Source organism: Opitutus sp. (assembly GCA_024998815.1).
Lineage (GTDB): Bacteria > Verrucomicrobiota > Verrucomicrobiia > Opitutales > Opitutaceae > Rariglobus.
In genome coordinates, this window is record JACEUQ010000001.1 from 953,719 (window position 1) to 978,464 (window position 24,746).

The window sequence follows — 24,746 nt, forward strand, 5'->3', positions numbered from 1 at the left end:
GGAGTTACCCGTTAACAAACTGCCCGTCTCCCCCTTTTTTGCATATGAGTTCTCACTCCGCCAACGACTCCGCCCAGACCCACGATGCCCAGCTGCTGGCACGCGTCGCCCAAGGCGAACAAACCGCCCTCGGCGAACTCTACGACCGCTGGAGCCTGCCACTGCAAGCCCTCGCCGCCCCAGTGCTTAAAGACCCCGCCCAACTCGAAGACGTCCTGCATAACACGTTCATCACCCTCTGGGAAAAAGCAGGCGACTTCGATCCTACCCAAGGGTCGGCCTACGACTGGGCGGCCACCTGGGTTCGCGCCAACTCGGTTCCTGCAAACGCGGGGCCCGATGCCGCCACCGCAGCTCGCCCGCAACTCACCCCATCCCTCGATCTCGCGCCGCCCTCAGCAGCCCTTCGCGCCCGCATCCTCAACTCTGCGGTGCCGCTCCCTGCCGAGGTTCGTCACCTGCTCCCCTTCCCCACTCCGCCCGCGTGGCTTGGCTGGGGCTTCGCCGCCGTGTTCAGTTTGGCCGCCATTTTCTTTGCCGCCAAAAGCTTCAACGTCCGCAACGAGCTGCAAGCCGCGCTTGAGTCAGAGCGCATGGCCCGCCTCGAGGCGGGCACGCTGAAAAACCTGCTCGAGGCCGAACGCATCCTTTCACGCGCCCAACTGGAGCGCCTGCTCGCCGCCGACCGGCTTAACGCCGAGTTGCGCGCACAGGTCAATCGGGGCGCACAACCCGCGCCGCGCTAGAGCGCGCTTAAATTTGATCTGTAGCCGTTTAAAGTAGCGCAGACTTCCAGTCTGCTCCGAGCACGAATGCAGACTGGAAGTCTGCGCTACTTATACTGAAATTGAACGCGCCCCGTGCGCCCCGCGCGCAGCGGGGCCTCAAGCGCGAATCACTTGGGGTTTAACGGGCTGCGCAGCCCGCGTTTGATCGTGCTGGCGGTGGGCTTGTCCAGCTTGCGCAGGCCCTTGAGCATCTTGTCGAAATCCTTCGGCAGGGGCGCCCGCAGATCGAGAACTTTGCCGGTCACCGGATGGGTCACCACGAGGTGCTCGGCGTGCAGCAACATGCGCGTGGGCTGCGCGGGGAGGCGCGGACTGGGCTTCCAACCATAAATCACGTCGCCCAGCAGGATGTGGCCGAGCGACTTCATGTGAACACGGATCTGGTGCGTGCGCCCCGTGTGAATTGTGCAACGCATAAGCGCGGCGAGGTTACCACCAAAGGCCTCAACGCGCACCCAATCCGTGTGCGCATCTCGCCCGCCCGGCCCCTCGACCACGGCCATTTTGTGGCGCTGGGTGGGATTGCGCCCGATGGGCTTGCGCAGGCTCCCGCTCAACAGCCCAGGAACCCCGTCCACCAGCGCCAAATACTCTTTGTGCGAGGTGCGCGCTGCAAATTGCTCCGAAATCCCGCGATGCGCCGCATCGGTTTTTGCAACCAACATGATGCCCGAGGTGTCGCGGTCGAGCCGGTGCACGATGCCGGGACGCTCCACCCCACCGATTCCGCTCAACTCGCCCTCGCAGTGGGAAAGCAGCGCGTGCACCAGGGTGTCCTCACCGGTGCCTGCACCCGGGTGAACCACCATGCCCGCCGCCTTGTTAATGGCCAGCAGGTGCTTGTCCTCAAAAACCACCTCGAGGGGAATATCCACCGCGCGCAACTCGGTGGGCTTGACGTCAGGAAACGTGAAAATGAGTTCGTCACCCGCCACGACTTCGGCACTGCGGTCGATGACCTTGCCATTGAGCGTGACCAGGCCGGCATCGAGCGAGCGCTGAAACGCCACGCGGCTGTGCTCAGGAAATGCGGTCGCCAAAACCTTGTCAGCGCGGGCACGAGAGGAATCAGGCGGAACGGTGTAGCAGGTGTTTTCCATGGAGCAGGCCTTTTATGGGAGAGGAGCGCAGCAGATAGCAACCACCGCCCCGAGGTTCGCAAATAAATGGGCGCTCCCACCCACGCCCTGCCGCTCATGCCTAGGACTCCCCCTCACCGTGGCCTTGCGCGTGCGCTCAAGGATTGCCCCCCGTGCCGCAGCCTGCGAAATCCACGGGCTCCGCAATGAGTTTTTCGACTTTTACCCGCAGCATCCGTATCGCCCGTCCCGCCGCCGAGGTGTTCGCTTGGCATGAACGCCCGGGCGCGTTCGAGCGTCTTGCCCCACCGTGGCAGAAGCTCCAACTCATCTCCCGTTCCGGCGGTATCCGCGACGGCGCGACCGTGAGCCTGCGCACCAAAATCGGCCCGCTTTGGGTGCGCTGGGACGTCGAACACCGCGACTACCGCGAGGGGGTGCAATTTCGCGACGTGCAGCGGCGCGGCCCCTTCGCCCACTGGGAGCACCTGCACAGGGTCGAACCCGTCGAGGACGGCCGCGCCTGCGTGCTCACCGACGCCATCACGTATCAATTGCCCTTCGGCGCCCTCGGCCGGTGGTTTGGCGGCGCGCTGGCTCGGCGCGAGTTGTCACGACTCTTTGACTACCGCCATGCGCTCACCCAAGCCGATATCGAGGGCGCGGCGCGGCACATCGCGGTGCGGCCCATGACGTTTCTCGTCGCCGGTGCCTCCGGTTTGGTCGGGCAGGCGCTGACTGCGTTTTTGCAAACCCAGGGGCACACCGTGCTCCGGCTGGTGCGTCGCACGACCAGCACGGCCGACGAGGTGTTTTGGAATCCCGCCACGGGTGAAATGCCCGCCCAGGCCCTGCGCGGGGTGGATGTCGTTGTTAACCTCGCCGGTGAAAACATCGCCGAGGGGCGCTGGACTGAGGAACGCAAAACCGCTCTCCGCAGCAGCCGTATCGATTCAACGCGCACGTTGGTCAAGGCGATGGCGGCGATCAAAAGCGAGCGCCTGCGACCGTTCGTGTTCATCTCGGCGTCGGCCACCGGTTTTTACGGGAGCAGGGGCGATGAACAACTCGACGAAGAGTCGGCGGCGGGCGGCGGATATCTGGCCGGGGTGTGCGCGGATTGGGAGCGCGAAGCCGGGGCGGCCGAGGAGCTGGGCGTGCGCGTGGTGCGCTTGCGAACCGGGGTGGTGCTCACGCCCGCAGGCGGCGCGTTGGCCAAGTTGCTGCCGGTGTTTGCCGCCGGGCTGGGCGGGCCGCTCGGCTGCGGCAAACGCTGGATGAGCTGGATCTCGCTGGAGGACCTCGTCGGCGCAATTTACCACGCGGTGCTCGACTGGCGCTGCTACGGGCCGGTCAACGCGGTCGCGCCGCAACCCGTCACCAACGCGGAGTTCACCGCCACGCTGGCGCGGGTGTTGCACCGTCCCGCCGTTCTGCCGGTGCCGCCGTGCGCGTTGAGGCTGGCGCTGGGCGAAATGGCCGACGAAACGCTGCTATCGAGCGCGCGCGTGTATCCGGGGCGGTTGCAGGAAGCCGGCTACCGGTTCCGCCACGAAAACGTGGAGGCCGCCTTGCGCTCGTCGTTGGGCCATGCACCTTCCGCCCCTTAAATCATGAATCACCCCACGGTTGTCATTGGCGCAGGAATCGCCGGTTTGTTGCTCGCACGCGGGCTCGCCGCGGCGGGCGCGTACGTCGTCGGGGTTGAGAAAAGCCGGGGCTTTGGCGGGCGCATGGCCACCAAACGCGTGGGCGAGGCGAGCTTTGACTCCGGCGCGCAGTTTTTCACGGCGCGCGAGCCGGACTTTGCCGCCGTGGTCGCGGGCTGGCAGCAGCAGGGCTGGGTAAACAACTGGCCGGCCTCGCCGCATCGCCGCTGGGTGGGACGCCCGTCGATGACCGCCGTGCCCAAGGCGCTGGCCGAGGGGCTGACGCTGTTGCGCGAGCACAAAGTCACTGCGGCACGGCGCACGGCGAACGGCCACTGGGAGCTGGAGATAGAAAACCAGCCGCTGCTGCACGCCGAACGGGTGTTGTTCACCTGCCCCGTTCCGCAAGCGCTGGCCGTGTTGGCGGCGGGCGGCGTCCGTCTGCCGGAGTCGGTCGCCCCCGCATTGGAGGCGATCAGTTACCACCCGTGCCTGGCGTTGCTGGTGATGCTGGCGGGCCCCAGCGCGGTGCCGGCCGATGGCGTTGCGCTGACCGAAGGCCCGGTGCGTTGGCTGGCCGATAACGTTAAAAAAGGCCTCACGCAAAACGCGCCTGGGGCGGTCACGATTCACGCATCGGCGGAGTTTTCGGCGGAAAACTACGGGCGTCCCGAGGCGGAAATCGCCGCGCTGCTGCTGCCGGAGGTCGAGCGCTGGTTGGGCGCTGCGGTGGTGTCCACGACCCTGCACCGGTGGAAATTCAGCGAGCCCAAAACCACGCACCCCGAGCGCTGCGTGTGGTTGCCCGAGCTCGGACTTGGCTTTGCGGGCGACGGGTTTGGCGGCCCCAAAATCGAAGGCGCGGCGATGTCGGCCTTGGCGTTGGCCCAAATGGTGGCGCAGCACCCCCAGTCGGCGTCATGAGCAACGAGGTCATCATCGTGGGCGCAGGTCTGGCGGGGCTGACCTGTGCCCGCCGACTGCAACAGGCCGGGCGCACCTGCGTGATCCTTGAAGCGGCCGAGGCGGTCGGCGGGCGCGTGCGCACCGACGTGGTCGAGGGATTTCGGCTCGATCGCGGCTTTCAGGTTTTGCTCACGGCATATCCCGAGGCCCGGCGCTGGCTCGATTACGCGGCGCTAGATCTGCGCGCGTTTAACCCCGGGGCGCGGGTGCAAACGGCGACGGGTTTACACCGGGTTGCCGACCCGTTCCGGCAACCTGAGCACCTCTGGGCGACGCTGCGCGCGCCGGTGGGTTCGCTCTTCGACAAGCTGCGCATCGCCACCCTGCGCAGCCGCGCCCGCCGGGGCTCGCTGGCGGAGGTGTTGCAACGCCCCGAAACGACGACCCTCGCCGCGCTGCAGGCGCACGGCTTTGGGGCGGACATGATCGAGCGGTTTTTGCGCCCCTGGCTGGGCGGGATTTTCCTGGAACGCGAGCTGACGACGTCCAGCCGGATGATGGAGTTTGTGTTCCGCATGCTGGCCGAGGGCGACGCGGCGGTGCCCAGCCGAGGCATGCAGGCAATCCCGGATCAACTGGCGGCGGGACTGTCCGCCGGTACGGTGCGACTGAATACGCCGGTGGCCTCAATCGCGCCGGACGGCGTGCGGTTAGTCTCGGGCGAACACCTGCGCGCGGCCCACGTCGTGATCGCCACGGATGGCGCGGGCGCTGCGGCCCTTTTGCCCGAAGTCACGGCACCGGCCTGGCGCTCGACGGTGACGGTCTATTTTCAGGCGCCGCACAGCCCGGTGAACGAAGCGACGTTACAGCTCAACGGCCAGGCCGGCGGACGAGTTAACCACGTGGCGGTGATGAGTGATGTTGCCCCCGATTACGCTCCTGCCGGCAAGGCCCTGCTGGCGGTTTCAATCCTCGGCGCGGCTGAGGAAAACGACGAGGCTCTGGCCACGCAGGTGCAGACCGAATTGACCGCGTGGTGGGGCAAGCAGGTGAAGGAGTGGCGGGTGTTAAAAACGGTGCGCGTACGCCACGCTTTGCCGGTGCGTTTGCCGCTGGTGAGCGAGCTGGCGCGGCCCGTTCACCCCGGAGTCTGGGTGTGCGGGGATCACCGTGACACCGCTTCGATTCAGGGCGCGATGCAGAGCGGCCGGGCGACTGCGGATGCGATTATCTTGCCCGCCTAGGCGCGTGCCGCTTTGAGTCGGCTCATGTCCGCAGCCCTTTACCCCGACATCGTTGCCACCATCGGCCAGACCCCGTTGATCAAACTCAACCGCATCGCCGCCGGTTTGCCCGCGACGATTTATTTGAAGGCGGAGTTTTTCAACCCGCTGGGGAGCGTGAAGGACCGCATCGGCCGGGCGATGATCGAGGCGGCCGAGCGCGAGGGGAAACTCACGGCGGGCACGGTGGTCATCGAGCCTACGTCGGGCAACACCGGCATCGCGCTGGCCTTCGTGTGTTCGCAACGCGGCTACAAGTTGATCCTCACCATGCCGGAGACGATGTCGCTTGAGCGGCGCGTGCTGCTGCGCATGTTGGGAGCGGAGATCGTACTGACGCCGGGAACCGAGGGCATGCCCGGGGCGATCCGCAAGGCCGAAGAACTGCTGGCGCAGCACGGCGGCCGCGGGTTCATCCCGCAGCAATTCGAGAACCCGGCCAACCCCGAGGCCCACCGGCGCACCACGGCTGAAGAAATCTGGGCGGCCACCGGCGGCAAGATCGACGCCTTCGTGGCTGGGGTGGGCACCGGTGGCACGATTACCGGAGTTTCCGAGGTGCTGAAAACGCGCTGCAATCTGCGCAGCATCGCGGTGGAACCGGCCGCCAGCCCAGTGTTATCCGGAGGCAAGCCGGGGCGGCATTTGATTCAAGGGATTGGCGCGGGCTTTATCCCCAAAAACTGCAATACCGCGATCATCGACGAGGTGATCACGGTGAGTGACGACCAGGCGCTGGAAACGGCCCGTGAATTGGCGCTCAAGGACGGTATTTTGGGAGGGATTTCGACCGGCACCAACGTCTGGGCGGCACTGCAAGTTGCCAGAAGATCGGAGTTTGCCGGAAAGGTGATCGTGACCGTGGGGTGCAGCTGCGGTGAGCGCTACCTGTCGACCGTCTTGGCCGACAAGGCGCGCCTCGAGGTTGCGGTTTAAGCCAATTTGAAACCAACAGGATTGGGCTGCGCGGAGTCCGGGCTTAAGCAACCAATCCGTGCGATTTGGCGCCCAAAGCGACACGCGCGTCGCACAAGTTATTCCAGCACCCAGTCGGGCAAGTCGGCGCGCATCGCTTCGGGGCGCTGGCAGGTGGTGGTGAGGAGGATGTGGTGGCCCGCGTCACTCGACTCGTGAATCGCCTGCATGATGTCCAACGCGTGCAGGGCGATGGCGTCGTTGGCGCGGTGCGGCCGCCCTTGGGCGATCGCGCGGGCCATGTCCGCCACGCCGACCCCGCGCGAGCCCTCGGCATACGGGTGGGTGTGACGCAGCGAAACCCAGTCGGCGAACCGCGCCGTCTTCAACTTAGGGATACCGCCGGTGCCGTTCGGGTCCGGCACCGAGAGCGAGCCAGCCGAACCGTAGATTTCGATATTCGGTGAGGCGTGGCCGTGTTTGACGTCAAAGGAGGTGGTTAACTGGCCGATCACCCCGTTGTGAAATTCCAGCAACGAAACGATGTGCGTGGGCACTTCCACCGGGACGACCGTGCCGCGTTTTGGCGCGCTGGTGATGGTGCGCGACGGGAAGCTGGCCCGAGTGAGGCCGGCGACGCGTTTCACCGGGCCGAGCAGGGTGATCAGGGCGTGCAGGTAATAAGGGCCCATGTCGAACATCGGGCCGCCCCCGCGTTGGTAATAAAATTCCGGTGACGGGTGCCAGTGCTCGTGGCCGCCGCAAATCATGTTAGCCTGGAAGGAAAGCGGAGTGCCGATTTCGCCGTCGTCGATTACTTTGCGGGCGGTCTGTATCGCCGCGCCGAGGCAGGTGTCGGGCGCGCAGCCTACGCGCAGGCCGGCTGCAGCGGCGGCGGCCACCACCGCCTCGCCCTCGGCGCGGGTCAGGGCAAAGGGTTTTTCGCTAAAAACGTGTTTACCGGAGGCGATGATCCGCAGGTCAATTTCGGCATGGACCCGGGGAATGGTGAGGTTGACGACGATGGCGATTTCGGGGTCGGCCAGCAGCGCCTCCACGGAAAGCGCCCGGCAGCCGTGCTCTTGGGCCTTGATTTCGGCGGCGGCAAAGTTCAGGTCGGCGCAGGCGCTGACCCGCAAAAAGGGAAAGCGTTTGCAGGCAGTGAAGTAGGCCTGGGAGATGGTCCCGCAGCCGATAATGCCGACGGCGAAGGTTTTTTCGATTTGGCTCATGATGTTCAGGGTGAAGGTGGGGAGAGCGAGTTAGGGCGCTGGGTTGGGTTTATCCACGCGGTGCGGTCAAAGATCACCGGCCGCCCACAGTAGGCCGCGCACGGTGAGGTCATGGACGAAGGGGTATTTGGTGAATTCCTCCGGCTCGTGGCCCAGGGCGTGATAAAACACCCGGCCCTTGCCCCAGTGTTTGACCCAGGCGACGGGCATCGTGCAGGACCGGCCTTGGTAGGTGTAAACGGTGTCGGCCAGCACCTCGATCGCCGGGTCCACCATCATATAATATTGCTCGGAATGGTAGGCGAACGACGCCGGCAGTCCGGCCGTGAGCGGGCTCGACAGCGAGCGCAGGTTGACCACGTAGTCGCCGACATGCGGGTGCCCCAAAAAATGTCCGCCGACCATCCACTCGTAGTCGAGGTCACCCCGGAAGGCGTCGCCCATGCCGCCATGGATGCCGGCCAACCCCACGCCGGCGTGGACCGCAGCGCGCAGCCCGGCGCTTTGTTCTTTGGTCAACGCGCCCATCGTCCAGCACGGGAAAATCACCGCGAAGTCCTGCAGCCGCGCCGTATCGGCGAGGATGTCCAGCGACGTCTCGATGACGGTGGAGAAACCCTTGGCAGCGAGGGCGGAACTGAAGAGATGGACGATTTGCTCCGGTTTGTGACCGGCCCAGCCGCCGCAGAGAAAGAGTGCTCGTTTCATGGTTTTAAGGTGAAGGGTTGATTCAAACTACCTATCGACCATACTTGGATTTGCGCCGTTGGTGAATGGACGGCGTTTTCAATAACATGGATTTTAGGATCAAGCACTGGCTGGGTTATACGCGACGCTTCCCGTCGCCCTATCCGGTCGCTTCCGCCAATTTGGTTAACCAGAAAGATCACTGGGTTCGTACGGTGTTCGATACCTGTAACTTCTCCCTAATCCTGCGTGGTCACGGGCTATTTAACCGGCTCGGCCGATCGTGGGAGGTGGTGGCGCCGTGTGTGATTACGCAGTGGCCCGGCGAGCAGTTGGAGTACGGGCCGAACCTACAGGATGAGACGTGGGACGAGTTTTATATTATCTACGGACGGGAGTTGCGGCCGCGCTTTATGGCGTCCGGATTAGTCGATACGGCGCGCCCGGTTTGGCCGATCCAGGATCTCGGCCGGGTGCAGGCACTGATCGCCGAATATGGGGCTCTGGCGGATTCGGCTAATCCGGAGGCGGTGGTCGATCGCGTCGATCGAGTGTGCGAACGGCTGGTATTGGAGACGCTGCTCGACGTCGATGCGGACAATTCAGGTGATACGCCACTGGGCCGACTGCTGGGCGAGGTGCGGCGGGAGTTCGCCGGTCCGGTGGATTTCGACGCGCTGGCGAGTCGGCACGGGCTGTCGCGGGCGACCTTTCGGCGGCGCTGGGCCGAGATAATGGACAAGCCGCCGGCGCGGTACTTGCAGGAGCTGCGGATGCGCGAGGCATGCAGGCTGCTAGCAGAGACGACCCGTCCGATTCGGGAAATAGCTGCGGCGGTGGGGTTCGAGGACGAGTTATATTTCTCGCGACGGTTCCGGCTGGAGCAGGGGCGTCCGCCGAGCGACTACCGCAAAATCTACGCCCTGCGTTCCCAGCGTCAGGCGTGAGGGATCGAAAGTAGTGCGATGCTTCAGCCCGCCTCGGCGAGTCTGGAAGGAATTCAATAAACCTGCGGGCTGAAGCGCCGCGCTACGTCAGAGCTCAACCCGCCACCTTGAATGTTACTGCCTAGTGTCCCCGTCAGAGCAGCACGAGGTTGTCACGATGCACGACTTCGAGGCGCTTACGGCCAGGGAAACGCGGCTTCAATTCGTCGCTGCTGTGGCCAGCGATGGCGTTGACTTCGTGATCGGCAAAAGCCGACACACCACGAGCGAGGATTTTACCGTCGGGGCCGAGGATGTTAACGATGTCGCCTTCGGCAAAAGCGCCTTTGGCTCCCGTTACCCCAATGGCCAAAAGGCTGCGTCCCTGATCGCGCAAAATGGGGACAGCGTCAGCCTTCACCGTGATGTTTCCGGTGGGGCGCTGGAAATAGGCGAGCCAGCGTTTCTTGGCTTCGAGCGGAATACCGCTCGGTACAAAAAAAGTCCCGGGGCCGGTGCCGCCGAGCAGCCGCGAGATGATATCGGGCTCGGCGCCACTGGCGATAAACACCCCGCAGCCGGCGCGCAGGGCGATCTTGGCGGCTGAGATTTTGGAGATCATGCCGCCGGTGGCGGTCACATCGGTGGTGCCGCCCGCCATTGCCTCGATCTCGGGGGTGATCTTTGCGACCACGGGGACGATTTTCCCCGTGCCCTTCATGTCGATCAAACCGGGGGCGGTGGAGAGGATTAAAAGGTGCTGCGCCCCCGTGAGACTGGCTACCATCGCCGAAAGCGTGTCGTTGTCGCCGAACTTGATTTCGGCGGCGCTGACCGTGTCGTTTTCATTGATGACCGGAATGGTTCCGTAGGCGATGAGCTCCTCAAGACAGGCTTTAACGCCAAGGTGGCGGTCACGGCTGCGCAGGTCTTCGTGGGTGAGCAAAACCTGGGCGGCGGTGAGGCCGTGGGGATCAAAACCACGCTGCCAAGTTTGCATGAGCAGCGACTGGCCAATGGCGGCGCAGGCCTGCTTTTTGGATACGTCGGCGGGTTTCTTTTTAAGGCCAAGCCGGCCCATTCCCAGACCGACCGCGCCGGAGGAGACGACGATGACCTCGGTGCCGGAAGCGCGCAGTAACGCCACCCCCGCCGCCAGTGCGGCAATGCGCGCGGTATTCAACTGGCCAATGCCGGAAGTGAGCACACCGGTGCCCAGTTTGATGATGACGCGGTGGGGCGCGGTGGTTTTCACGTGAGCGCGGGGGGATGATGACGAGGATGCGACTGAGTGTACCGGTGCGAGGATGAGTCACATGAACCCGGTGGGCGGGCAGGATTAGACCGTAAGCAGGTCTTTTTCCTTGGCGGCGAGGTTCTTATTTACCTCTTCGATAGACTTGTCGGTGAGCGTCTGAATCTCCTTTTCGGTACGCTTGGCCTCGTCTTCCGGAAGCTTGGCTTTTTTGAGGGCCTCAAGGCAGTCGCGACGGGCGTTGCGCACATGAACGCGGCCTTCCTCGGCCAGGCGGTTGGCAACCTTCACGAATTCTAGGCGGCGTTCGCGGCTCATATCCGCCAAGGGAATACGCACCAGTTGACCATCGACAGCTGGGTTAAAGCCGAGGTTGGCAATCATGATGGCCTTGGAAATGGCTTGGGTGAGCCCCTTGTCCCAGGGCTGGATGACGATCTGGCGAGCATCGGGGGTGGAGATGGCGGCGCAGTCTTTGATGCGCATCATCGTGCCGTAGGACTCGACCATGATGTTTTCCACCATGGAGGGCGAGGCCTTGCCGGTATGGATATTGGCAAACTCGTGGAGCGTGTGGTCCACGGCCTTCTTCATCTTGAGCTGGGTGTCGGAGAGGATCGATTGAGACATAACGTTAAAAATTAAAGCGGTAAAAGAAGCTCAGGCCGCCGGCAAGCGCGCAGCGAGCGGGTCAGGAATTTTGGGGAAGATGTGGGGCGCCTAGACCTCTTTTTGCGCGAGGCAAAGGATGTGCGTGGTCACGATCACCCGGAGCTGTTCGTGCTCCAACGACTCCACCCAGTGCAAGCGCTCGATCAGCGGTTTGGTGCGAATCAAGCACAGCGGACAATCAGGCGGGTTGGATTGATCGAAGGGGCACGCCATCGTCAAACCGACCACCCATGCCTTGAGCCGCTCACGGTCTTCATTGGCGGACAAGGGCATGGTATATTGAGTGGGGAGGGCGACTCGATGAGTGGAACGGAGGGGACCAGCTACACAGCTTAACCGTGAACGAGAGTACCGACCTTTTGACCAGTGACGGCTTTTTCAATGGCGTGCGGGTCGTTCAAGTCGAACACGAGGATCGGGACGTTGTTGTCCAAACAAAGGGAGAACGCGGTCGAATCCATGACGTTGAGGCGCTGGCGCAGGGCGTCGATGAAGGTGATCTCGTCGTACTTGACGGCATCAGGGTGCTTCTTGGGGTCCTTGTCGTAAATGCCGTCAACCTTGGTGGCCTTCATGATGATGTCGGCGTGCATCTCGGAGGCGCGCAGGGCGGCCGTGGTGTCGGTTGAGAAATAGGGATTGCCGGTACCGGCGGCGAAGATCACCACGCGGCCCTTTTCAAGGTGGCGCATGGCGCGACGAAGAATGAACGGCTCGGCAACCTGGTTCATGGGAATCGCGCTTTGAACACGGGTAGAGACACCCATTTTTTCCAAGCAATCCATCAGCGCCAATGAGTTAATCACCGTGGCGAGCATTCCCATGTAATCGCCCGTGGTACGATCCACCCCACGCTGCTCGCCCTGCAGGCCACGGAAAATGTTACCGCCGCCGATGACCACACAAACCTGCACCCCTTTTTCATGGATTTCCTTAACCTGGGAGCAGATGCGCTCGAGAACGCCTGCGTCGATCGGGTTGCTGGATTTCCCGCTCAGGACTTCGCCGCTCAGTTTGAGCACGATGCGTTTATACTTGGTCTTGGGCTTGGCCGCTTTGTCACTCATAGGGCAGAGGAAAGGTTTCGGTAAACTCGGCGTCAATGCGCGAGATGAATTAGCTGCATCCCTACCCGATGGTGCTCGCAAGCCCTAGTCGGTTAACCCGACCCGGGCGCCTCACCCACAAAGTAAAAGGTGCAGGTATTGTCTTCTATTCTTTCGGACTCGGGTTTAGGGATAACCGCGACGCCCCCAGTCCCCGCCCCCATGCCTAATTCGCCCATTCGCCAAAATTTGCGCTACTGCACGTATGATGCATTGGTCGCAACCCCGTTCTGCTATTTGCTGCAACCCGGGAATTTCATCGTCGCTGCGCTGCTGGTGTCGCTCTTCAAACTGCCTCCCGCGGTTTATGGGTTGATCTCAGCACTCCCGTTTTTGGCCAACTTTGCCCAGGTGTTTTTGATGCCGCTAATCAGCCGGTCCTATTCGACGAAAACCATCTCCGTTGCCACGGTTTCTTTGCAAGCCCTGTGCTGGCTCACGATGGCCGCACTGATGCCATTCCTACCCATCGATAAGCCCGAGATTAGCGGGAAATGGTGGATTACCCTTTATATGATCTCCGCCGCCCTGACCGCCATGGCCGGAGTGAGCTGGATTTCATGGATCCGCGAGTGGGTGCCCCAAGGGCTTCTCGGCAAATACTTTGGGTTACGCAATCGCCTCGCCCAGTTCTCGCAGATTTCCTTCCTCCTCATCACCGGTTGGCTCATCAACCGACTCGGCAACTCGATCCTCGCATTCCAATCTATCCTCATCGTCAGCAGCCTATTGCGGCTGTTATCGGCGTGGTACCAATGGAAAACAACAACGGAAACACCCCTTCACAGTCACCCTCGGACGAGTCTAAGCTGGCGTGAGCAACTGGCAGTTTTACTCCAAACCAAACCCTGCCTGTGGTTCATCGCCTACGGCGCGGCATGGGGGTTTGCAGCCAGTTTGTTCGGCCCGTTCGTATCCATTTTTATGTACGAGGATCTAAAGCTTTCTGTGCAGCAGGTCAGCACCATCGTTATCGTGGCCAGCGTTGGCGGAGCGGTTTCAGCGACCGCATGGGGCAAGTTGGCCGATCGCTTTGGCAATAAACCGGTGATGCTTTTCTGCATGATTCTCTGGCAGGCCCAAAACTTTCTGTGGTGCATCGTTACGCCCGCCAACCACTGGATTCTTTACCCGATGTGGGTTTTTGGTGGGGTAATGGGAGCGGGCTTCACCCTCAGCCTTTTTAACCTCCAACTTAAAATCATTCCCGCCCAGGCCAAAACCCTGGCCATTAGCGTCAACATTGCCGTCGCCTCCCTGCTCACCGCCAGCGGCCCGATCCTTGGAGGCAAAATCCTCCAATGGGCGCTGTCTGGTAACACTCCGGCCATTGACGTTTATCACCGTGTTTTTTTCTTCACCCCTGTACTGTCCCTGCTCGCCTGCCTCCTGCTCATCCGAGTACGCGAATCCTCGGCCAGCCCTCTGTCCAGCGTCGTGGGTGCAATGCGCAACATCCGCACTCTTAGCAGTATCTTCGGCGCTAGTTTTCTAGCCGACTACATGTTCGTAAAAACGCAAAAGCGCACCACCCCGGGCTCGCCCCGCTAAAAAACAAGTCGGTCGAAACCGCCCCCATTAAGTTCGGGCGGAGTCGGCATGCGCCCCAGTTAACACCTCGGGAAAAACGCCTCGTAGCCTTGCGCGTGAGCGCAGGGTGCCCTTACCCCAAAAGGCATCCCTGAGCTCACGCTCAAGGCCACAAGAACTGTGTTCGCGTAGCGGGTGGCCTTGCGCGTGAGCGCAGGGTGTTTTGGCCCACCCGCATCCCTGAGCTCACGCTCAAACCCACCACCTGAATGCCTCTCCTCGTGGCCTTGCGCGTGAGCGCAGGGTGTTTTGCCCCACCCGCATCCCTGAGCTCACGCTCAAGGCCACCACCTGAATGCCCCCTCCTCGTGGCCTTGCGCGTGAGCGCAGGGGGCTTTGCCCAAACGCTAAACATTCCGCCTCTGTGAGCGGCGAGCGGGAAAGCGTCTATTTCTGGCGGTTAGGAATGCACTTCTTCTTCGGTGGATCTTCTTCCCCTTAAAAAGAGTAATACTCTTCTTCCGTGGGTGGGTTTTCTTCCCTGTCCGGCTGGGGATATGAGGGGTGCGAATGGGTGGAGATTGAACCGGCGGGACGCTTGGCGGATGCACAGCGATGCATCCAACCGGTTCACGCAAGTGTTTGCACTGTGTCGATTTCTTTCTGCCCGACGCGCATAACCGCGAGCGTCAGCGCTACTGCGGGAAGCCGGGATGCCGACGGGCGAGCCGGGCGGCCAGTCAGGCCAAATGGTTGGCGAAGCCGGAGAACCTCGACCACTGGAAAGGCCCAGAAAATGTCCAACGGGTGCAGGAGTGGCGGAAGGCCAATCCGGGGTACTCAAGGCGGAGGGGGCCGCGACGGCGGGTGGCGTTACAAGACATCCCAACTACGCAATCCGTTGTGCACCAGCCTAAAGCCGAGCCGGTCGCCGAGGTGGCGTTACCGAATCCCTGCGTGCCGTTACAAGACAGATGGGAGTCGCAAAACCCTGTGCTCGTGGGGCTTATCGCGCAGTTCGCCGGAGTGACGTTACAAGAGGACCTCGAACCCATGCTGCGACACCTGCAATCCCGGGGGCGGGTGATCCTGGGCATCGACGTCCAGCCGCCCGATTATGCAAAAACAACCGATCGATCGCGAACAACTCCGGCGCACGCCGGCCCAGTTTAGCTGGCTGGACCACCGGCTGGTGCGGGGCAATTACCTGGGGCGGGCCAGTGCCCCCGCCTGGGGCCTCTATCTGGTCCTGGTCACCGTGGGCGACGCCGACGGGCTGAGTTACTACGCCACGCGCACCCTGGCCCGGCTGCTCACGCTCAGCGAGGACGGCCTGGTCGAGGCGCGCCGGCAGTTAATCGAGGCCGGGGTGATCGCCTACGCCGCGCCACTTTACCAGGTGCTCTCCTTGGACCGGGGCAGGCCAACGCACACGCTGGCGGCAACGCCGCCGCCGAGCCGGGAGGTGGGCGCGTGATCGATTACGAACTGTATTGCCGGATAAAACAGGCGGAGGCGGCCGGTCACAGTGCGCCGCAAATCGCCCGCTCGCTCCAGTTGCACGTGCAGACGGTGAGGCGCTGGCAGGCGCAGGAAAAGTACGTGCGCAGCCAGGCCGCGCAGGTGCCTAGGCCAAGCAAGCTCGACGTGCACAAGCCGGCGATCGCGCGCTGGCTGGAGGCCCATCCGTTCACCGCCATGCAGCTCTGGCAAAAGGTGCGCGAGCGGGGGTACACGGGCGGGTATTCAATTTTGAAAGACTACGTGCGGCGGGTGCGGCCGAGGAACCTGGAGGCGTTTCTTACCCTCAAGTTTGCCCCCGGCCAGACCGCGCAGGTGGACTGGGGCAGTTTTGGCGCGGTGGAGGTGGACGGCACCCGGCGGGCTTTAAGTTTTTTCGTCATGGTTTTGGGGTACAGCCGGTTCCTGCATGTGGAATTTACCCTCGGGCAGGGCCAGGAGTGGTGGCTGGGCTGTCACCGGCGCGCCTTTGAAAAACTCGGCGGGGTGCCGCGCGAGGTGATGGTGGACAACTGCAAGACGGCCGTCCTCTCGCATGTGCCCGGGACCGACCCGGTGTACAACGCCCAGTACCTGGACTTTGCCCGGCACTACGGGTTTACGATAAAAGCGTGCGGGCCGGGGCATCCGCAGTCCAAGGGCATGGTGGAAAACGCGGTGGGTTACGTGAAAAAAAGCTTCCTTGGCGGGCGGCAGATGAACGGGTTTACCGAGCTGGGGCCGGCCGCCAGCTTGTGGCTGGAAACGGTGGCCAACGTGCGCGTTCACGCTGAAACCCAGGGCCGGCCGGTGGACCGGCTGCCCGAGGAGCGCGCTGCGCTCCTGCCGCTTAACCCGGTGGCCAGTCCGGCGGTGCGCACCTTAAGCGTGCGGGCGTCGCGGCGGTGCCGGGTGAGTATCGAAACGAACCGCTACTCGGTGCCCACGAAGTTTGCCGGGGCGCTACTCACCGCGCAGATCGAGGGGGCGCAGGTGAGGTTTTATGCGGACCGCACCCTGGTGGCCGAGCATGCCCGCAGTTTTGCCCGCCGCGCCGATGTGGAAAACCCCGAGCATGTGCGCGAACTCGAGGAGCGCAAACGGCAGGGGGCGCGGCAGCGCCTGCGGCTACGGTTTTTGGAACTGAGCCCGGCGGCACCCGCCTACCAACGGGGGCTGGAGGAGCGCCGGCTCAACGCGGGACACCACCTGGCGACTATCGTGGGTTTGGTGGCCCTGTATGGAACGGAGGCAGTCGGCCGGGCGATCGAAAGCGCCCATGAACTCGGCGCCTACTCCAGCGATTACATCCTCAACTTGCTCGAACAACGCGCGCGGGCCTTGCCGCAAGCCGGGCCGATCCACCTCACCCGCGCCGACGCGTTGGCCGCACTGGAACTCGAACTGCGTCCCCCGGATTTAAGCCCCTATACCCAATGAAAACAGAACCCGAAAAAACCGATTTATTAAAAGATCAACTCAAGTACCTGAAACTCGGTTACCTGCTGCGCCACCACGGCGAACTCACGGCCGAGGCGGCCAAGGCGCGCTGTTCGCACGCCGAATTTTTACGCCGACTGGTGCAGGCCGAGACCCAGGACCGCCAGATCCGGGCGCTGGAGCGGCGCATCCAGGCAGCGCGCTTCCCGGTCAAGAAAACCGTCGACCAGTTCCAGTGGGACTGGCCCAAGGAGTTGAACGAAGCGCAGGTGCGGCACCTCTTCGAACTGGGCTTTGTCAAGGAGCGCACCAACGCGGTGTTTTGCGGTGGTGTGGGGCTTGGGAAGACACATCTCGCGAGCGCGTTGGGCTACGCGGCGTGCCAGGCGGGCTACACGGTGCTGTTTACGACGGCGGTGGACGCGATCAACGCTTTGGTCACCGCCCAGTCCCTGCACCGGTTGCAAGCCGAGTTGAAGCGTTACATGACCCCTGCGGTGCTCGTGCTCGATGAGGTCGGCTACCTGCCGCTCGACAAGTCGGGGGCCGACCTGCTCTTCCAGATCGTCAGCCAACGCTACGAACGCGGCTCGCTGATCGTCACCACCAACAAGGCCTACAAACACTGGGCAGGGATCTTTAACAACGACGCTGGCATCACCGCGGCGATCCTGGACCGCCTACTGCACCGGGCCCAGACCGTCGTCATCGAGGGCAAATCCTACCGCATGAAAGACCGCCTGGCCGACGAACCTGCAAGCTGACCGGGCCTGATGATCGGCCCCTGGCGGGGCCGGTCATCGGCTTTTACGACAGGTGATTTTGTAACCGCCAGAAATAGACGGTGTTCGCGCCGCCGCTCACACGCCTCAAACCGAATTCGCGCGTCCCTGCTTCAACACAATTAGCCCCCCACGTTACGGCCGATTCGGCACTAGGCTGGATTGGGTGGCCCGCCGGACGAGGATTTCCGTGGTGCGTTGGACTTCGAGTTCGGCGTTGCGCTTGGCGATGCGCAACAACTCCACCTCGCGGGCCAGTACCAAACCCTGCCCCGCAGCATCAATCCGCGCATGACGAACCGCACTCAACTGCTGTTCAACTCCCGCCAGTTCAGCCCGCAGAATCGTTGCCTGCTTCTGATAACCCTCCGTTTCGGCGGCGATCCGAGCTGTTTCAGCCGACCATTGCTCGTGCAACATCTCCTGTTTTTTCCGCTCCGCCTCGACCCGGGCAGCGGCGCGCGAAGCGACCTCAGCGCGCGCCTTGGCTTCAGCGGCCGATTGCTGCGCCTTTGCGGCCGATTCGGCCGCCGCAACGGCGGCGGCCCGCGCTTGGGCGTCCGCGTCGCTTTGCTGGCTGTGGTACCAATAAACGCCGCCGAACAGGGTCAAAAAAACGATTGGGATGATCAGGTAAAAACGATTCATGGCGTGCTTAAAAAAGGAGGCTTACTGCTTTTTCTTCGAGCTCAGGTCGGGGGCGGCTTCGAGGCGCGGCGTACCCTCGCCGGACGACAATTGGGCAATGACCCCGGCAAGGGCTTTTACGTTGGCCTCGGACTGGACGACGATTTTCTTCAGAAACTCCTGCTCAACGAGCGCGGCGTTGCGGTTCACGGTCAGCTGCGCGAGCGCGCGCTGTTCGGCCGACAGCTCTTTTTTCAGGACCTCAAGCTGGCGCGCGAGACGTTGCTGTTCGTGCAAGGCCTGCTCGCGATCCGTTACAGCCTTCTGGCGTGACTCCAGTCGTGCCCGTTCAATCGCCTCGCGGGCCTCCTGCTTTTTTTGCAGCTCCGCCTGCACGCGCACGGACTCAATCACCGCCAGCCGACGCGCTTCGGTCTCGGCTGCAAGCTTGGCCTTCAGGTCGGCCTGAGCCCGCGCGCTGCGGGTTTGCTCACGGGTGCGTTCGGCGCTGCTGAAAGCCAAAAACAGGGCGGCAAAAACCAGCAGGGCAACCAACGGGGCGATCCAGTAGGATTTTTTCATGGGTGAAGACTTAATACGCTTCGCCAGCAGTGGCGGTTGCAGGGGAATCCAGCGCCGCGCGAAGGGCGAGCAGGGTCGCCTGATCTTGGGCGGTCGTCAGGTGACCGAGGACCTGAGCGCGTTCAAAAGAGAGCAGAGCGCAAAGTTGATAACGGGATACGCTTACGGGGTCGGGCGCATCGGACGCGAGCGTGAGGTAGGTGCCGACGAGTTGTTGCCAATACACCGCAGTGGCGGAATGGGCTTTGACGAGCAGCTCCAGCGTGTCGGCTGAGGCCTCGCGCTGGCCGAGTTGCTGCTGGCTGGCGAGCAGCAGGACATAGCTGGCTTCACGCGGAGTGTTTTCCAAAAGCAGGGATTCGGCGGCGGCTAGTCGGGCGAGCTCGAGTTGGGCCAAATCGGGTTTGGCGGGATCCAGCAGCGCGCTTTGGTAAAGCGTCGAGGCGATGAACAGCTGCACCTCGGCACTCGGCCGGGGTGACTGAGCTTGCCAGCGCCGGGCGTAGTCGAGAGCGCTGGCCAGGTTGCGCTGGCGGTTCACTCTCGTACCCGGGGTGGCGGCGAGTTGCGCGTGAAGTTGCCCTAACAGAAACAGCGTATCGAGGCGGGTGTTCTCATCGAAAAACCCGTGGCGCTCGCCGAGCTCCACGGCGAGCTGCAGGGGCGCAAGGGCCTGTTCGTAGCGCGCCTCGGCAAGGAAAATTTGGCCTTTAACCTGCGAGAGCACCGCGAGGTCAAAGCTGGGATTGGCGGCGTGCGCCAAAAGTCGCTCGATTAAGGAGAGCGCCGCTGGGTAAGCGCGGCTGTCGGTCAAAGTCCGCAGCTGATCCAACTCGGCGGCGACGGTCGCGGAGAGCACCTTGGGGGGCGACGGGGCCGCCTGAACTAGTGCCAAGGACACGATGGCCCCGATCAACAGGAGCACGTGGCGGAGGTGACGCGAAGGAGCCATGGTTCAGTTCGCCTGAAGATTAAACACTAGGGGAACCTGCATGCGGGTGTTGACGGGCACACCGCTTCGTCGCCCAGGGCTGAATTTCCACTGAAGCACCGCACGCACCGCTTCGTCGGCGAACTCTCGACGAGTGGAGCTAACGACATGGGCGTCTCGCACTTGGCCCTTCGTATCGACGATAAAACTGACCAACACCTCCCCACTCACTCCGGCTCGACGCATTTCGTAAGGGTAAACCGGAGACACACTTACCGCAGAAGAAGGCAGCTGATCGAGATCGGCCAGGTTAAACAGGTTAGCCAGGCCTTGCCCGATGCCGGAACCTGTACCGCCAGGGCCTCCGCGTGCACCGGGTATCGCAATCACCGAGCCACGTGCGGCCATCCCCGGGGGCTGCGGCTGGATCGGTTGGACAAAGGGGGCATCAACGGCTGCGGAAATCAGTTCAGGGGACGTTTCCGGTGCGGGAGAGGTCACCGCGGAGGACTCCCCTCCACCAGCGGGAGCGGAGGGCATACTGGGAGCGGCTGATTCCCCCGAGGGTAACGGCACGAGTTCGATCACCGGGATCGGCTCAACGGGAGCGACGGTGGGCGTGGACGCGGGGGATTTAAACCATTGCCCGCCGGCAAAAAAAGCGACGTGCAAAAGCAGCGCGACGAGAAGGGCGATGAGGGTGTCGCGTTTCATGTCAGCGGCCGGTGGCGCGGTAGGCGGTCTCGATGGAAACCTGGGTGATGCCCGCCTTGCGGACCTCGTCGAGGGCGCGAACTGCGTCGCCGTAGCGGGCGTGATCGTCGGCGCTGATGAGCACGCGCGGCAGCGGTGAAGTGGCGCGGTAGTGCTGTAGGCGCGGGGAAATGTCGGCCAGGCCGATGAGTTCTTTGTTCCAGTAGGCGCTTCCAGCGCTGGAAATTTGCAGGATAACAAGGTCGTCATCAGCAGCGGAAACCAAGGCAGCGGACGCCACCGGAAGATCGACCGGCAGGGACTGGATTTTACTTAACGAGAGGGTAAAGAGCACGAAGGTCGCCAGTAGGAAAAAGATCACATCGATCAAGGGAATGATTTCGATGCGGGCTTTTTTGGGGGCGCTGGGACTGGTCGCCGTTACCCCGAACGGATCGGAGAAGCGCTTCATGGGTTGGCAGGACGCAGTCGCGTCTCGATGAGGATTTTGCCGATGCCCGCCTTGCGAATCTCATCAATGACGCCACGCGCGATGGAGAACGGCGCGTTTTCATCGCCGTTAAGCAGGATGCGTGGGTTGGGCTCCATCTGCTGGTAAGCCTGCAACCGGGCGGTCAATTCGGAGACGGTCACCCGCTCTTGATCCCAAGCCAGATTCCCTTCGGCGGTGATCGACACGGTGACGGCCCCGTCGGCCTCACGCGCCAGGCTGGTTTCGACTGCGGGCAACTCCAACCTGAGACCGCCGGAGCGGTTAAGCGAAAGGGTGAACAGGACGAAGGTCGCCAGCAGGAAAAAAATCACGTCGATCAACGGGATGATTTCGATGCGGGCGCGCTTGGGCGGCGAGGTAAACAGGTTGTTGTGTGAACCGGTCATGGGGCCAAAGGCAGGGCGAACTCAAAGGCCTTTGGGCTCTGCTGATTCCGATTTCTGGATGATCACCTCAAGGGCGTGCGAGGCATCGGCGATATCGTGTTTGGCGGTTTCGACGGTGGCGCTGAGGATGTTGTAGGGGAACAGGCCGAGGATCGCGATCACCAGGCCGCAGGCGGTGGCAATGAGTGCCTCGCCCACCCCGCCGGTGATCTTACCGGCACTGGCGCCCAGATCGCCTTCGCCCAACGCGCCGAAGGTCGCCATCATTCCGGTGACCGTGCCGAGCAGACCCAGAAGCGGAGCTGCGGTGATGCAGGTGTCGAGGACCGCGATGCCCTGCTGGAAGCGGGCCAGTTCCTTGTTGGCGGCGCGCATGAAGGCGTTGCTCAACGAGTGTTCCCGGTGAGTGAGCGCATACACCAAGATGCGCGCCACGTAGTCGGAACTCTGCTGACCCAGGACGAGGGCGCGCTGGGGTTCGCGGGCCTCGACGAATTCGAGCATTTTTTCAACCACCTCGGGTTGGCGGGCGGAGCGCTCGCGCAGCAAAAAAATAACCCGCTCGATCACCACGGTGATCGCCAAAAACGATACGAGCAGGATCGGCCACATGATGGGGCCGCCTTTTGCGAAAAGCTCCAGCGGCGTCTGGCCGAGGAGGAAAGCGAGTGGAGCGAAGAGCATCATATAAAATCAGCGGACACGTTAGCGGGATGTCTTCAGCCGAAGGAAGTTTTTTAACGAAATCCAGGGGCTACGATGGGAATTTGGGCATAAAAAAACGCACCCCCCGGGTTAAGGGAGTGCGTTTTGGAACCTACTGCTGGTCGTAGCCGAGAACGGGTGACCACCTAATAGGGATGCTCAGTGGCCGAGCATCCACGGGCGATTACCCTTTCGCGGCGCGTGCAACGCGGGCGTGCCATCGCGCTTGACCGCAGCTTTGCGCTTGCTGGGTTTGCACCCGCAGCCGGTGCCGCAGTTGTGGCCACTGCGGCTGTCGCTCACTCGCGGTTCGTAGCGACTGCGTTCGTTAATCGAATGAGCTTTGCGGGTACTGGCACTCATCAACGCCAAGTTAGGCGCGGAAACGACTCGCTTGGCCGCCCGCTGGCAGTCCGGGCACGCGGTGGGCGTGTTGCGATCGTCCATGAGGTGGAAGCTCATGAACGGGCCGCAGGCCTTACACTCGTAGTTATAGAGTGGCATGGAATGCTGGTTTGGGGAGCGGTAAGGCTCAGGGCGTCGAGGTGCGCGCCAAGTCGGCGGTGCCCGTGATGTGCTTGGTGGGACCATCGGCGTTGGGCATGATGTCGAACGCGAAGATCTCGGTGGGCAGGTAGAGCGTAGCGCAGGCGTTGGGGATATCGACGATACCGCTGATGTGGCCTTCCACCGGAGCGGTGCCGAGGATGGCGTAGGCCTGTTCGCCGGTGTAGCCGAATTTCTTCATGTACTCGATGGCGTTAAGGCAGGCGCGGCGGTAGGCGATGGTGGCGTCGAGGTAGTGCTGCGTGCCCGACTCGTCGACCGAGATGCCCTGGAAGATGAGGTGGCGCGTGTAGTGCGGCTCGACCGGGCTGGGCTGGAAGATCGGGTTTACGATGCCGTACTTGCGCATGCCGTCCTTGATGATGTTCACCCGCAAATCGAGGAACCCGGCCATTTCAATGGCGCCGCAGAAGGTGATTTCGCCGTCGCCCTGGGAGAAGTGAATGTCGCCCATGGAAAGACCGCCGCCTTTGACGTAAACGGGGAAATAAACCTTGGAGCCACGACTCAGGTTTTTGATGTCGCAATTACCGCCGTGTTCGCGGGGCGGGACGGTGCGGGCGCCCTCCATGGCGGCGAGCTTGGCGGCTTCGCCTTTCATGCGGCCCATGTGCGCGGTCTCGGCGTAGGGCAAGGTGCACAGCGGGGGCGTGCGGTTGGGATCGGTGGCGAAGAGCGCGGCTTCGCGCTTGTTCCAGATATCGAGCAACTCGCGAGACGGCAGACAGCCGATGAGGCCGGGGTGGATAATACCCGCGAATTCGACGCCGGGAATGTGGCGGGAATTGGCGTAAACACCGCTGAAGTTCCAACAGGCCTTGCGAGCCTCGGGATAGTGTTCGTCGAGGAAACCGCCGCCGTTCTTTTTGTCGAACAGGCCAGTGAAACCCCACGCCGAATCCGGCAGAATGCCGACGTCGAGCAGGTCCACCACGAGCAAATCTCCGGGCTCGGCTCCTTCAACGCCGATGGGGCCGCTCAGGTAATGGACCTTGGTGAGGTCAACGTCGCGGATGTCGTTGGCGCTGTCGTTGTCAAAAATCTGACCACCGGTCCAGTCCACGCACTCGACGCGGAACTCGTCACCGGGTTTCACATACGCGACCATGGGAAGGTCGGGGTGCCAGCGATTATGGATACAATCCTGCTGGGTCGGAGGAGTATTGAGATCTATTTTGATGAGCGTTTTAGCCATGATGCGTGTGGTGATTTAGGATGAGCAGTGACGGTTGGGTACAGGCGGGGAAAGGGTGTTGGTCCGAGTCGCCCGAATCGGGCCGGGCGACTCGGGAGTGGTTTTAAACGGCGAGCAGTTTTTTAACCTTGTCGGCGTCGAGATCGGAGCGCGGGGCCTCGTGCACAAACCGGCCGCGTTCGATGACGATGGCGCGGTCGCAGGAATCCATCATGAAGCTCACCACCTGCTCGGTGACCAGGATGGAGATTTTGCGCATTTTACGGATTTCGCGGAGCGCGCGGGCGATGTCCTTGATGATGGAAGGCTGGATACCCTCGGTTGGCTCATCGAGGATCAGCACCTTCGGGTTGGTGATGAGTGCCCGGGCGATGGCGAGCTGCTGCTGCTGGCCGCCGGAGAGGTTACCGCCCTTTCGTTTGCGCATTTCGTGCAGGACCGGGAAGAGCGTGTAGATCTCATCATAGGTGGATGGGTCCACCGGGCCACGGGCGCCGGTGAGCATGTTTTCAACCACCGTGAGGTAGGGGAAAATCATCCGGCCCTGGGGCACAAAGGCGATGCCCTGACGCACCCGCTCGAAGGAGGGCGCGTCCTGCAACTCCACGCCGTCGATCATGATGCGCCCGGACTTGGACGGGTGCATGCCAACGAGGGCCTTGAGCAGGGTGCTTTTGCCCATGCCGTTGCGCCCCATAATGGCCAAAATCTCCTCGTCACCGACGGTGAAGGAAACGTCTTGGATCACCCGACTCAGGCCATAGCCCACCTGAAGATTTGAAACGGTTAGCAT

General features: G+C 62.6%; 27 protein-coding genes. 10 read left to right on the plus strand and 17 right to left on the minus strand.

What is annotated here, in order from left to right; all coding sequences use genetic code 11:
- The first annotated feature begins 44 nt into the window (after positions 1–44).
- Entirely contained in the window at positions 45–746 is a 702-nt protein-coding gene (locus H2170_04125) for a hypothetical protein (protein ID MCS6299272.1), read from the plus strand.
- 149 nt (positions 747–895) lie between these two features.
- On the opposite strand, the gene H2170_04130 is transcribed toward H2170_04125, so the two are convergent.
- Entirely contained in the window at positions 896–1,888 is a 993-nt protein-coding gene (locus H2170_04130) for an RluA family pseudouridine synthase (GenBank protein MCS6299273.1), read from the minus strand.
- A gap of 185 nt (positions 1,889–2,073) precedes the next feature.
- Between H2170_04130 and H2170_04135 the strand changes: the two genes are divergently transcribed.
- From H2170_04135 to cysK, 4 genes are read left to right on the plus strand one after another with little or no spacing between them, the layout of a single operon-like run.
- Entirely contained in the window at positions 2,074–3,477 is a 1,404-nt protein-coding gene (locus H2170_04135; protein MCS6299274.1) for a TIGR01777 family protein, read from the plus strand.
- A 3-nt stretch (positions 3,478–3,480) separates the two neighbouring features.
- Positions 3,481–4,440 carry an FAD-dependent oxidoreductase gene (locus H2170_04140; GenBank protein ID MCS6299275.1) on the plus strand — a complete coding sequence of 320 codons (960 nt, stop codon included), beginning with the start codon at positions 3,481–3,483 and terminating at the stop codon, positions 4,438–4,440.
- Entirely contained in the window at positions 4,437–5,669 is a 1,233-nt protein-coding gene (locus H2170_04145; protein ID MCS6299276.1) for an FAD-dependent oxidoreductase, read from the plus strand. The genes H2170_04140 and H2170_04145 overlap by 4 nt, the downstream gene beginning before the upstream one ends.
- Before the next feature lie 24 nt (positions 5,670–5,693).
- On the plus strand, positions 5,694–6,644 hold the full coding sequence (gene cysK, locus H2170_04150) for a cysteine synthase A (GenBank protein ID MCS6299277.1): 951 nt from the start codon (positions 5,694–5,696) through the stop codon (positions 6,642–6,644).
- A 98-nt stretch (positions 6,645–6,742) separates the two neighbouring features.
- On the opposite strand, the gene H2170_04155 is transcribed toward cysK, so the two are convergent.
- Both H2170_04155 and H2170_04160 read right to left on the minus strand, forming a co-directional pair.
- On the minus strand, positions 6,743–7,855 hold the full coding sequence (locus H2170_04155; GenBank protein ID MCS6299278.1) for a Gfo/Idh/MocA family oxidoreductase: 1,113 nt from the start codon (positions 7,853–7,855) through the stop codon (positions 6,743–6,745).
- Between the two features lie 66 nt (positions 7,856–7,921).
- Positions 7,922–8,563, minus strand: coding sequence for a ThuA domain-containing protein (locus H2170_04160; protein MCS6299279.1), 642 nt, complete (start codon positions 8,561–8,563; stop codon positions 7,922–7,924).
- A 65-nt stretch (positions 8,564–8,628) separates the two neighbouring features.
- Between H2170_04160 and H2170_04165 the strand changes: the two genes are divergently transcribed.
- Complete coding sequence (locus H2170_04165; protein ID MCS6299280.1) at positions 8,629–9,489, plus strand: helix-turn-helix transcriptional regulator; 861 nt, start codon at positions 8,629–8,631, stop codon at positions 9,487–9,489.
- A 133-nt stretch (positions 9,490–9,622) separates the two neighbouring features.
- Here the strand turns inward: H2170_04165 and proB are convergent, their stop codons facing one another.
- The 4 genes from proB to H2170_04185 all read right to left on the minus strand — a co-directional run bounded on the left by proB (position 9,623) and on the right by H2170_04185 (position 12,462).
- Positions 9,623–10,723, minus strand: a complete 1,101-nt coding sequence (gene proB, locus H2170_04170; GenBank protein MCS6299281.1) for a glutamate 5-kinase — start codon at positions 10,721–10,723, stop codon at positions 9,623–9,625.
- 84 nt (positions 10,724–10,807) lie between these two features.
- Positions 10,808–11,353: a ribosome recycling factor gene (gene frr, locus H2170_04175; protein MCS6299282.1), complete on the minus strand. Its 546-nt coding sequence runs from the start codon at positions 11,351–11,353 to the stop codon at positions 10,808–10,810.
- A gap of 90 nt (positions 11,354–11,443) precedes the next feature.
- The gene (locus H2170_04180; protein MCS6299283.1) at positions 11,444–11,668 is read right to left on the minus strand and encodes a hypothetical protein; all 225 of its coding nucleotides are present in this window, start codon (positions 11,666–11,668) and stop codon (positions 11,444–11,446) included.
- Positions 11,669–11,727: 59 nt separating this feature from the next.
- Positions 11,728–12,462, minus strand: coding sequence for a UMP kinase (locus H2170_04185; protein MCS6299284.1), 735 nt, complete (start codon positions 12,460–12,462; stop codon positions 11,728–11,730).
- A gap of 201 nt (positions 12,463–12,663) precedes the next feature.
- Here H2170_04185 and H2170_04190 point away from each other — a divergent pair, with 201 nt between their 5' ends.
- The 4 genes from H2170_04190 to H2170_04205 all read left to right on the plus strand — a co-directional run bounded on the left by H2170_04190 (position 12,664) and on the right by H2170_04205 (position 17,735).
- Entirely contained in the window at positions 12,664–14,052 is a 1,389-nt protein-coding gene (locus H2170_04190; GenBank protein ID MCS6299285.1) for an MFS transporter, read from the plus strand.
- Positions 14,053–15,148: 1,096 nt separating this feature from the next.
- Positions 15,149–15,508 (plus strand): hypothetical protein, encoded by a 360-nt coding sequence (locus H2170_04195; protein MCS6299286.1) that lies wholly within the window; start codon positions 15,149–15,151, stop codon positions 15,506–15,508.
- On the plus strand, positions 15,505–16,971 hold the full coding sequence (locus H2170_04200; protein ID MCS6299287.1) for an IS21 family transposase: 1,467 nt from the start codon (positions 15,505–15,507) through the stop codon (positions 16,969–16,971). Before H2170_04195 ends, H2170_04200 begins: the two co-directional genes overlap by 4 nt.
- Positions 16,968–17,735, plus strand: a complete 768-nt coding sequence (locus H2170_04205; GenBank protein MCS6299288.1) for an ATP-binding protein — start codon at positions 16,968–16,970, stop codon at positions 17,733–17,735. Before H2170_04200 ends, H2170_04205 begins: the two co-directional genes overlap by 4 nt.
- Before the next feature lie 153 nt (positions 17,736–17,888).
- Here the strand turns inward: H2170_04205 and H2170_04210 are convergent, their stop codons facing one another.
- From H2170_04210 to urtE, 10 genes are all read right to left on the minus strand, one after another.
- Complete coding sequence (locus H2170_04210; GenBank protein MCS6299289.1) at positions 17,889–18,401, minus strand: hypothetical protein; 513 nt, start codon at positions 18,399–18,401, stop codon at positions 17,889–17,891.
- A gap of 21 nt (positions 18,402–18,422) precedes the next feature.
- Positions 18,423–18,962 carry a hypothetical protein gene (locus H2170_04215; protein ID MCS6299290.1) on the minus strand — a complete coding sequence of 180 codons (540 nt, stop codon included), beginning with the start codon at positions 18,960–18,962 and terminating at the stop codon, positions 18,423–18,425.
- 10 nt (positions 18,963–18,972) lie between these two features.
- Positions 18,973–19,914, minus strand: a complete 942-nt coding sequence (locus H2170_04220; GenBank protein ID MCS6299291.1) for a hypothetical protein — start codon at positions 19,912–19,914, stop codon at positions 18,973–18,975.
- Between the two features lie 3 nt (positions 19,915–19,917).
- Entirely contained in the window at positions 19,918–20,607 is a 690-nt protein-coding gene (locus tag H2170_04225; protein MCS6299292.1) for a TonB family protein, read from the minus strand.
- Position 20,608: 1 nt separating this feature from the next.
- Entirely contained in the window at positions 20,609–21,058 is a 450-nt protein-coding gene (locus H2170_04230) for a biopolymer transporter ExbD (GenBank protein ID MCS6299293.1), read from the minus strand.
- Complete coding sequence (locus H2170_04235) at positions 21,055–21,486, minus strand: biopolymer transporter ExbD (protein MCS6299294.1); 432 nt, start codon at positions 21,484–21,486, stop codon at positions 21,055–21,057. Before H2170_04235 ends, H2170_04230 begins: the two co-directional genes overlap by 4 nt.
- A gap of 21 nt (positions 21,487–21,507) precedes the next feature.
- The gene (locus H2170_04240) at positions 21,508–22,173 is read right to left on the minus strand and encodes a MotA/TolQ/ExbB proton channel family protein (protein MCS6299295.1); all 666 of its coding nucleotides are present in this window, start codon (positions 22,171–22,173) and stop codon (positions 21,508–21,510) included.
- A gap of 177 nt (positions 22,174–22,350) precedes the next feature.
- Entirely contained in the window at positions 22,351–22,695 is a 345-nt protein-coding gene (locus H2170_04245; GenBank protein ID MCS6299296.1) for a zinc ribbon domain-containing protein, read from the minus strand.
- A 28-nt stretch (positions 22,696–22,723) separates the two neighbouring features.
- Positions 22,724–23,953: an acetamidase/formamidase family protein gene (locus tag H2170_04250; protein MCS6299297.1), complete on the minus strand. Its 1,230-nt coding sequence runs from the start codon at positions 23,951–23,953 to the stop codon at positions 22,724–22,726.
- 103 nt (positions 23,954–24,056) lie between these two features.
- Positions 24,057–24,746, minus strand: a complete 690-nt coding sequence (gene urtE, locus H2170_04255) for an urea ABC transporter ATP-binding subunit UrtE (protein ID MCS6299298.1) — start codon at positions 24,744–24,746, stop codon at positions 24,057–24,059.

Bases quoted from the DNA above. Each gene is read 5' to 3' on its own strand.
- H2170_04125 (MCS6299272.1), top strand. From the start codon at position 45: ATGAGTTCTCACTCCGCCAACGACTCCGCCCAGACCCACGATGCCCAG.
- H2170_04130 (MCS6299273.1), bottom strand. From the start codon at position 1,888: ATGGAAAACACCTGCTACACCGTTCCGCCTGATTCCTCTCGTGCCCGC.
- H2170_04135 (MCS6299274.1), top strand. From the start codon at position 2,074: ATGAGTTTTTCGACTTTTACCCGCAGCATCCGTATCGCCCGTCCCGCC.
- H2170_04140 (MCS6299275.1), top strand. From the start codon at position 3,481: ATGAATCACCCCACGGTTGTCATTGGCGCAGGAATCGCCGGTTTGTTG.
- H2170_04145 (MCS6299276.1), top strand. From the start codon at position 4,437: ATGAGCAACGAGGTCATCATCGTGGGCGCAGGTCTGGCGGGGCTGACC.
- cysK (MCS6299277.1), top strand. From the start codon at position 5,694: ATGTCCGCAGCCCTTTACCCCGACATCGTTGCCACCATCGGCCAGACC.
- H2170_04155 (MCS6299278.1), bottom strand. From the start codon at position 7,855: ATGAGCCAAATCGAAAAAACCTTCGCCGTCGGCATTATCGGCTGCGGG.
- H2170_04160 (MCS6299279.1), bottom strand. From the start codon at position 8,563: ATGAAACGAGCACTCTTTCTCTGCGGCGGCTGGGCCGGTCACAAACCG.
- H2170_04165 (MCS6299280.1), top strand. From the start codon at position 8,629: ATGGACGGCGTTTTCAATAACATGGATTTTAGGATCAAGCACTGGCTG.
- frr (MCS6299282.1), bottom strand. From the start codon at position 11,353: ATGTCTCAATCGATCCTCTCCGACACCCAGCTCAAGATGAAGAAGGCC.
- H2170_04180 (MCS6299283.1), bottom strand. From the start codon at position 11,668: ATGCCCTTGTCCGCCAATGAAGACCGTGAGCGGCTCAAGGCATGGGTG.
- H2170_04185 (MCS6299284.1), bottom strand. From the start codon at position 12,462: ATGAGTGACAAAGCGGCCAAGCCCAAGACCAAGTATAAACGCATCGTG.
- H2170_04190 (MCS6299285.1), top strand. From the start codon at position 12,664: ATGCCTAATTCGCCCATTCGCCAAAATTTGCGCTACTGCACGTATGAT.
- H2170_04195 (MCS6299286.1), top strand. From the start codon at position 15,149: ATGCAAAAACAACCGATCGATCGCGAACAACTCCGGCGCACGCCGGCC.
- H2170_04205 (MCS6299288.1), top strand. From the start codon at position 16,968: ATGAAAACAGAACCCGAAAAAACCGATTTATTAAAAGATCAACTCAAG.
- H2170_04210 (MCS6299289.1), bottom strand. From the start codon at position 18,401: ATGAATCGTTTTTACCTGATCATCCCAATCGTTTTTTTGACCCTGTTC.
- H2170_04215 (MCS6299290.1), bottom strand. From the start codon at position 18,962: ATGAAAAAATCCTACTGGATCGCCCCGTTGGTTGCCCTGCTGGTTTTT.
- H2170_04220 (MCS6299291.1), bottom strand. From the start codon at position 19,914: ATGGCTCCTTCGCGTCACCTCCGCCACGTGCTCCTGTTGATCGGGGCC.
- H2170_04225 (MCS6299292.1), bottom strand. From the start codon at position 20,607: ATGAAACGCGACACCCTCATCGCCCTTCTCGTCGCGCTGCTTTTGCAC.
- H2170_04230 (MCS6299293.1), bottom strand. From the start codon at position 21,058: ATGAAGCGCTTCTCCGATCCGTTCGGGGTAACGGCGACCAGTCCCAGC.
- H2170_04235 (MCS6299294.1), bottom strand. From the start codon at position 21,486: ATGACCGGTTCACACAACAACCTGTTTACCTCGCCGCCCAAGCGCGCC.
- H2170_04240 (MCS6299295.1), bottom strand. From the start codon at position 22,173: ATGATGCTCTTCGCTCCACTCGCTTTCCTCCTCGGCCAGACGCCGCTG.
- H2170_04245 (MCS6299296.1), bottom strand. From the start codon at position 22,695: ATGCCACTCTATAACTACGAGTGTAAGGCCTGCGGCCCGTTCATGAGC.
- H2170_04250 (MCS6299297.1), bottom strand. From the start codon at position 23,953: ATGGCTAAAACGCTCATCAAAATAGATCTCAATACTCCTCCGACCCAG.
- urtE (MCS6299298.1), bottom strand. From the start codon at position 24,746: ATGCTAACCGTTTCAAATCTTCAGGTGGGCTATGGCCTGAGTCGGGTG.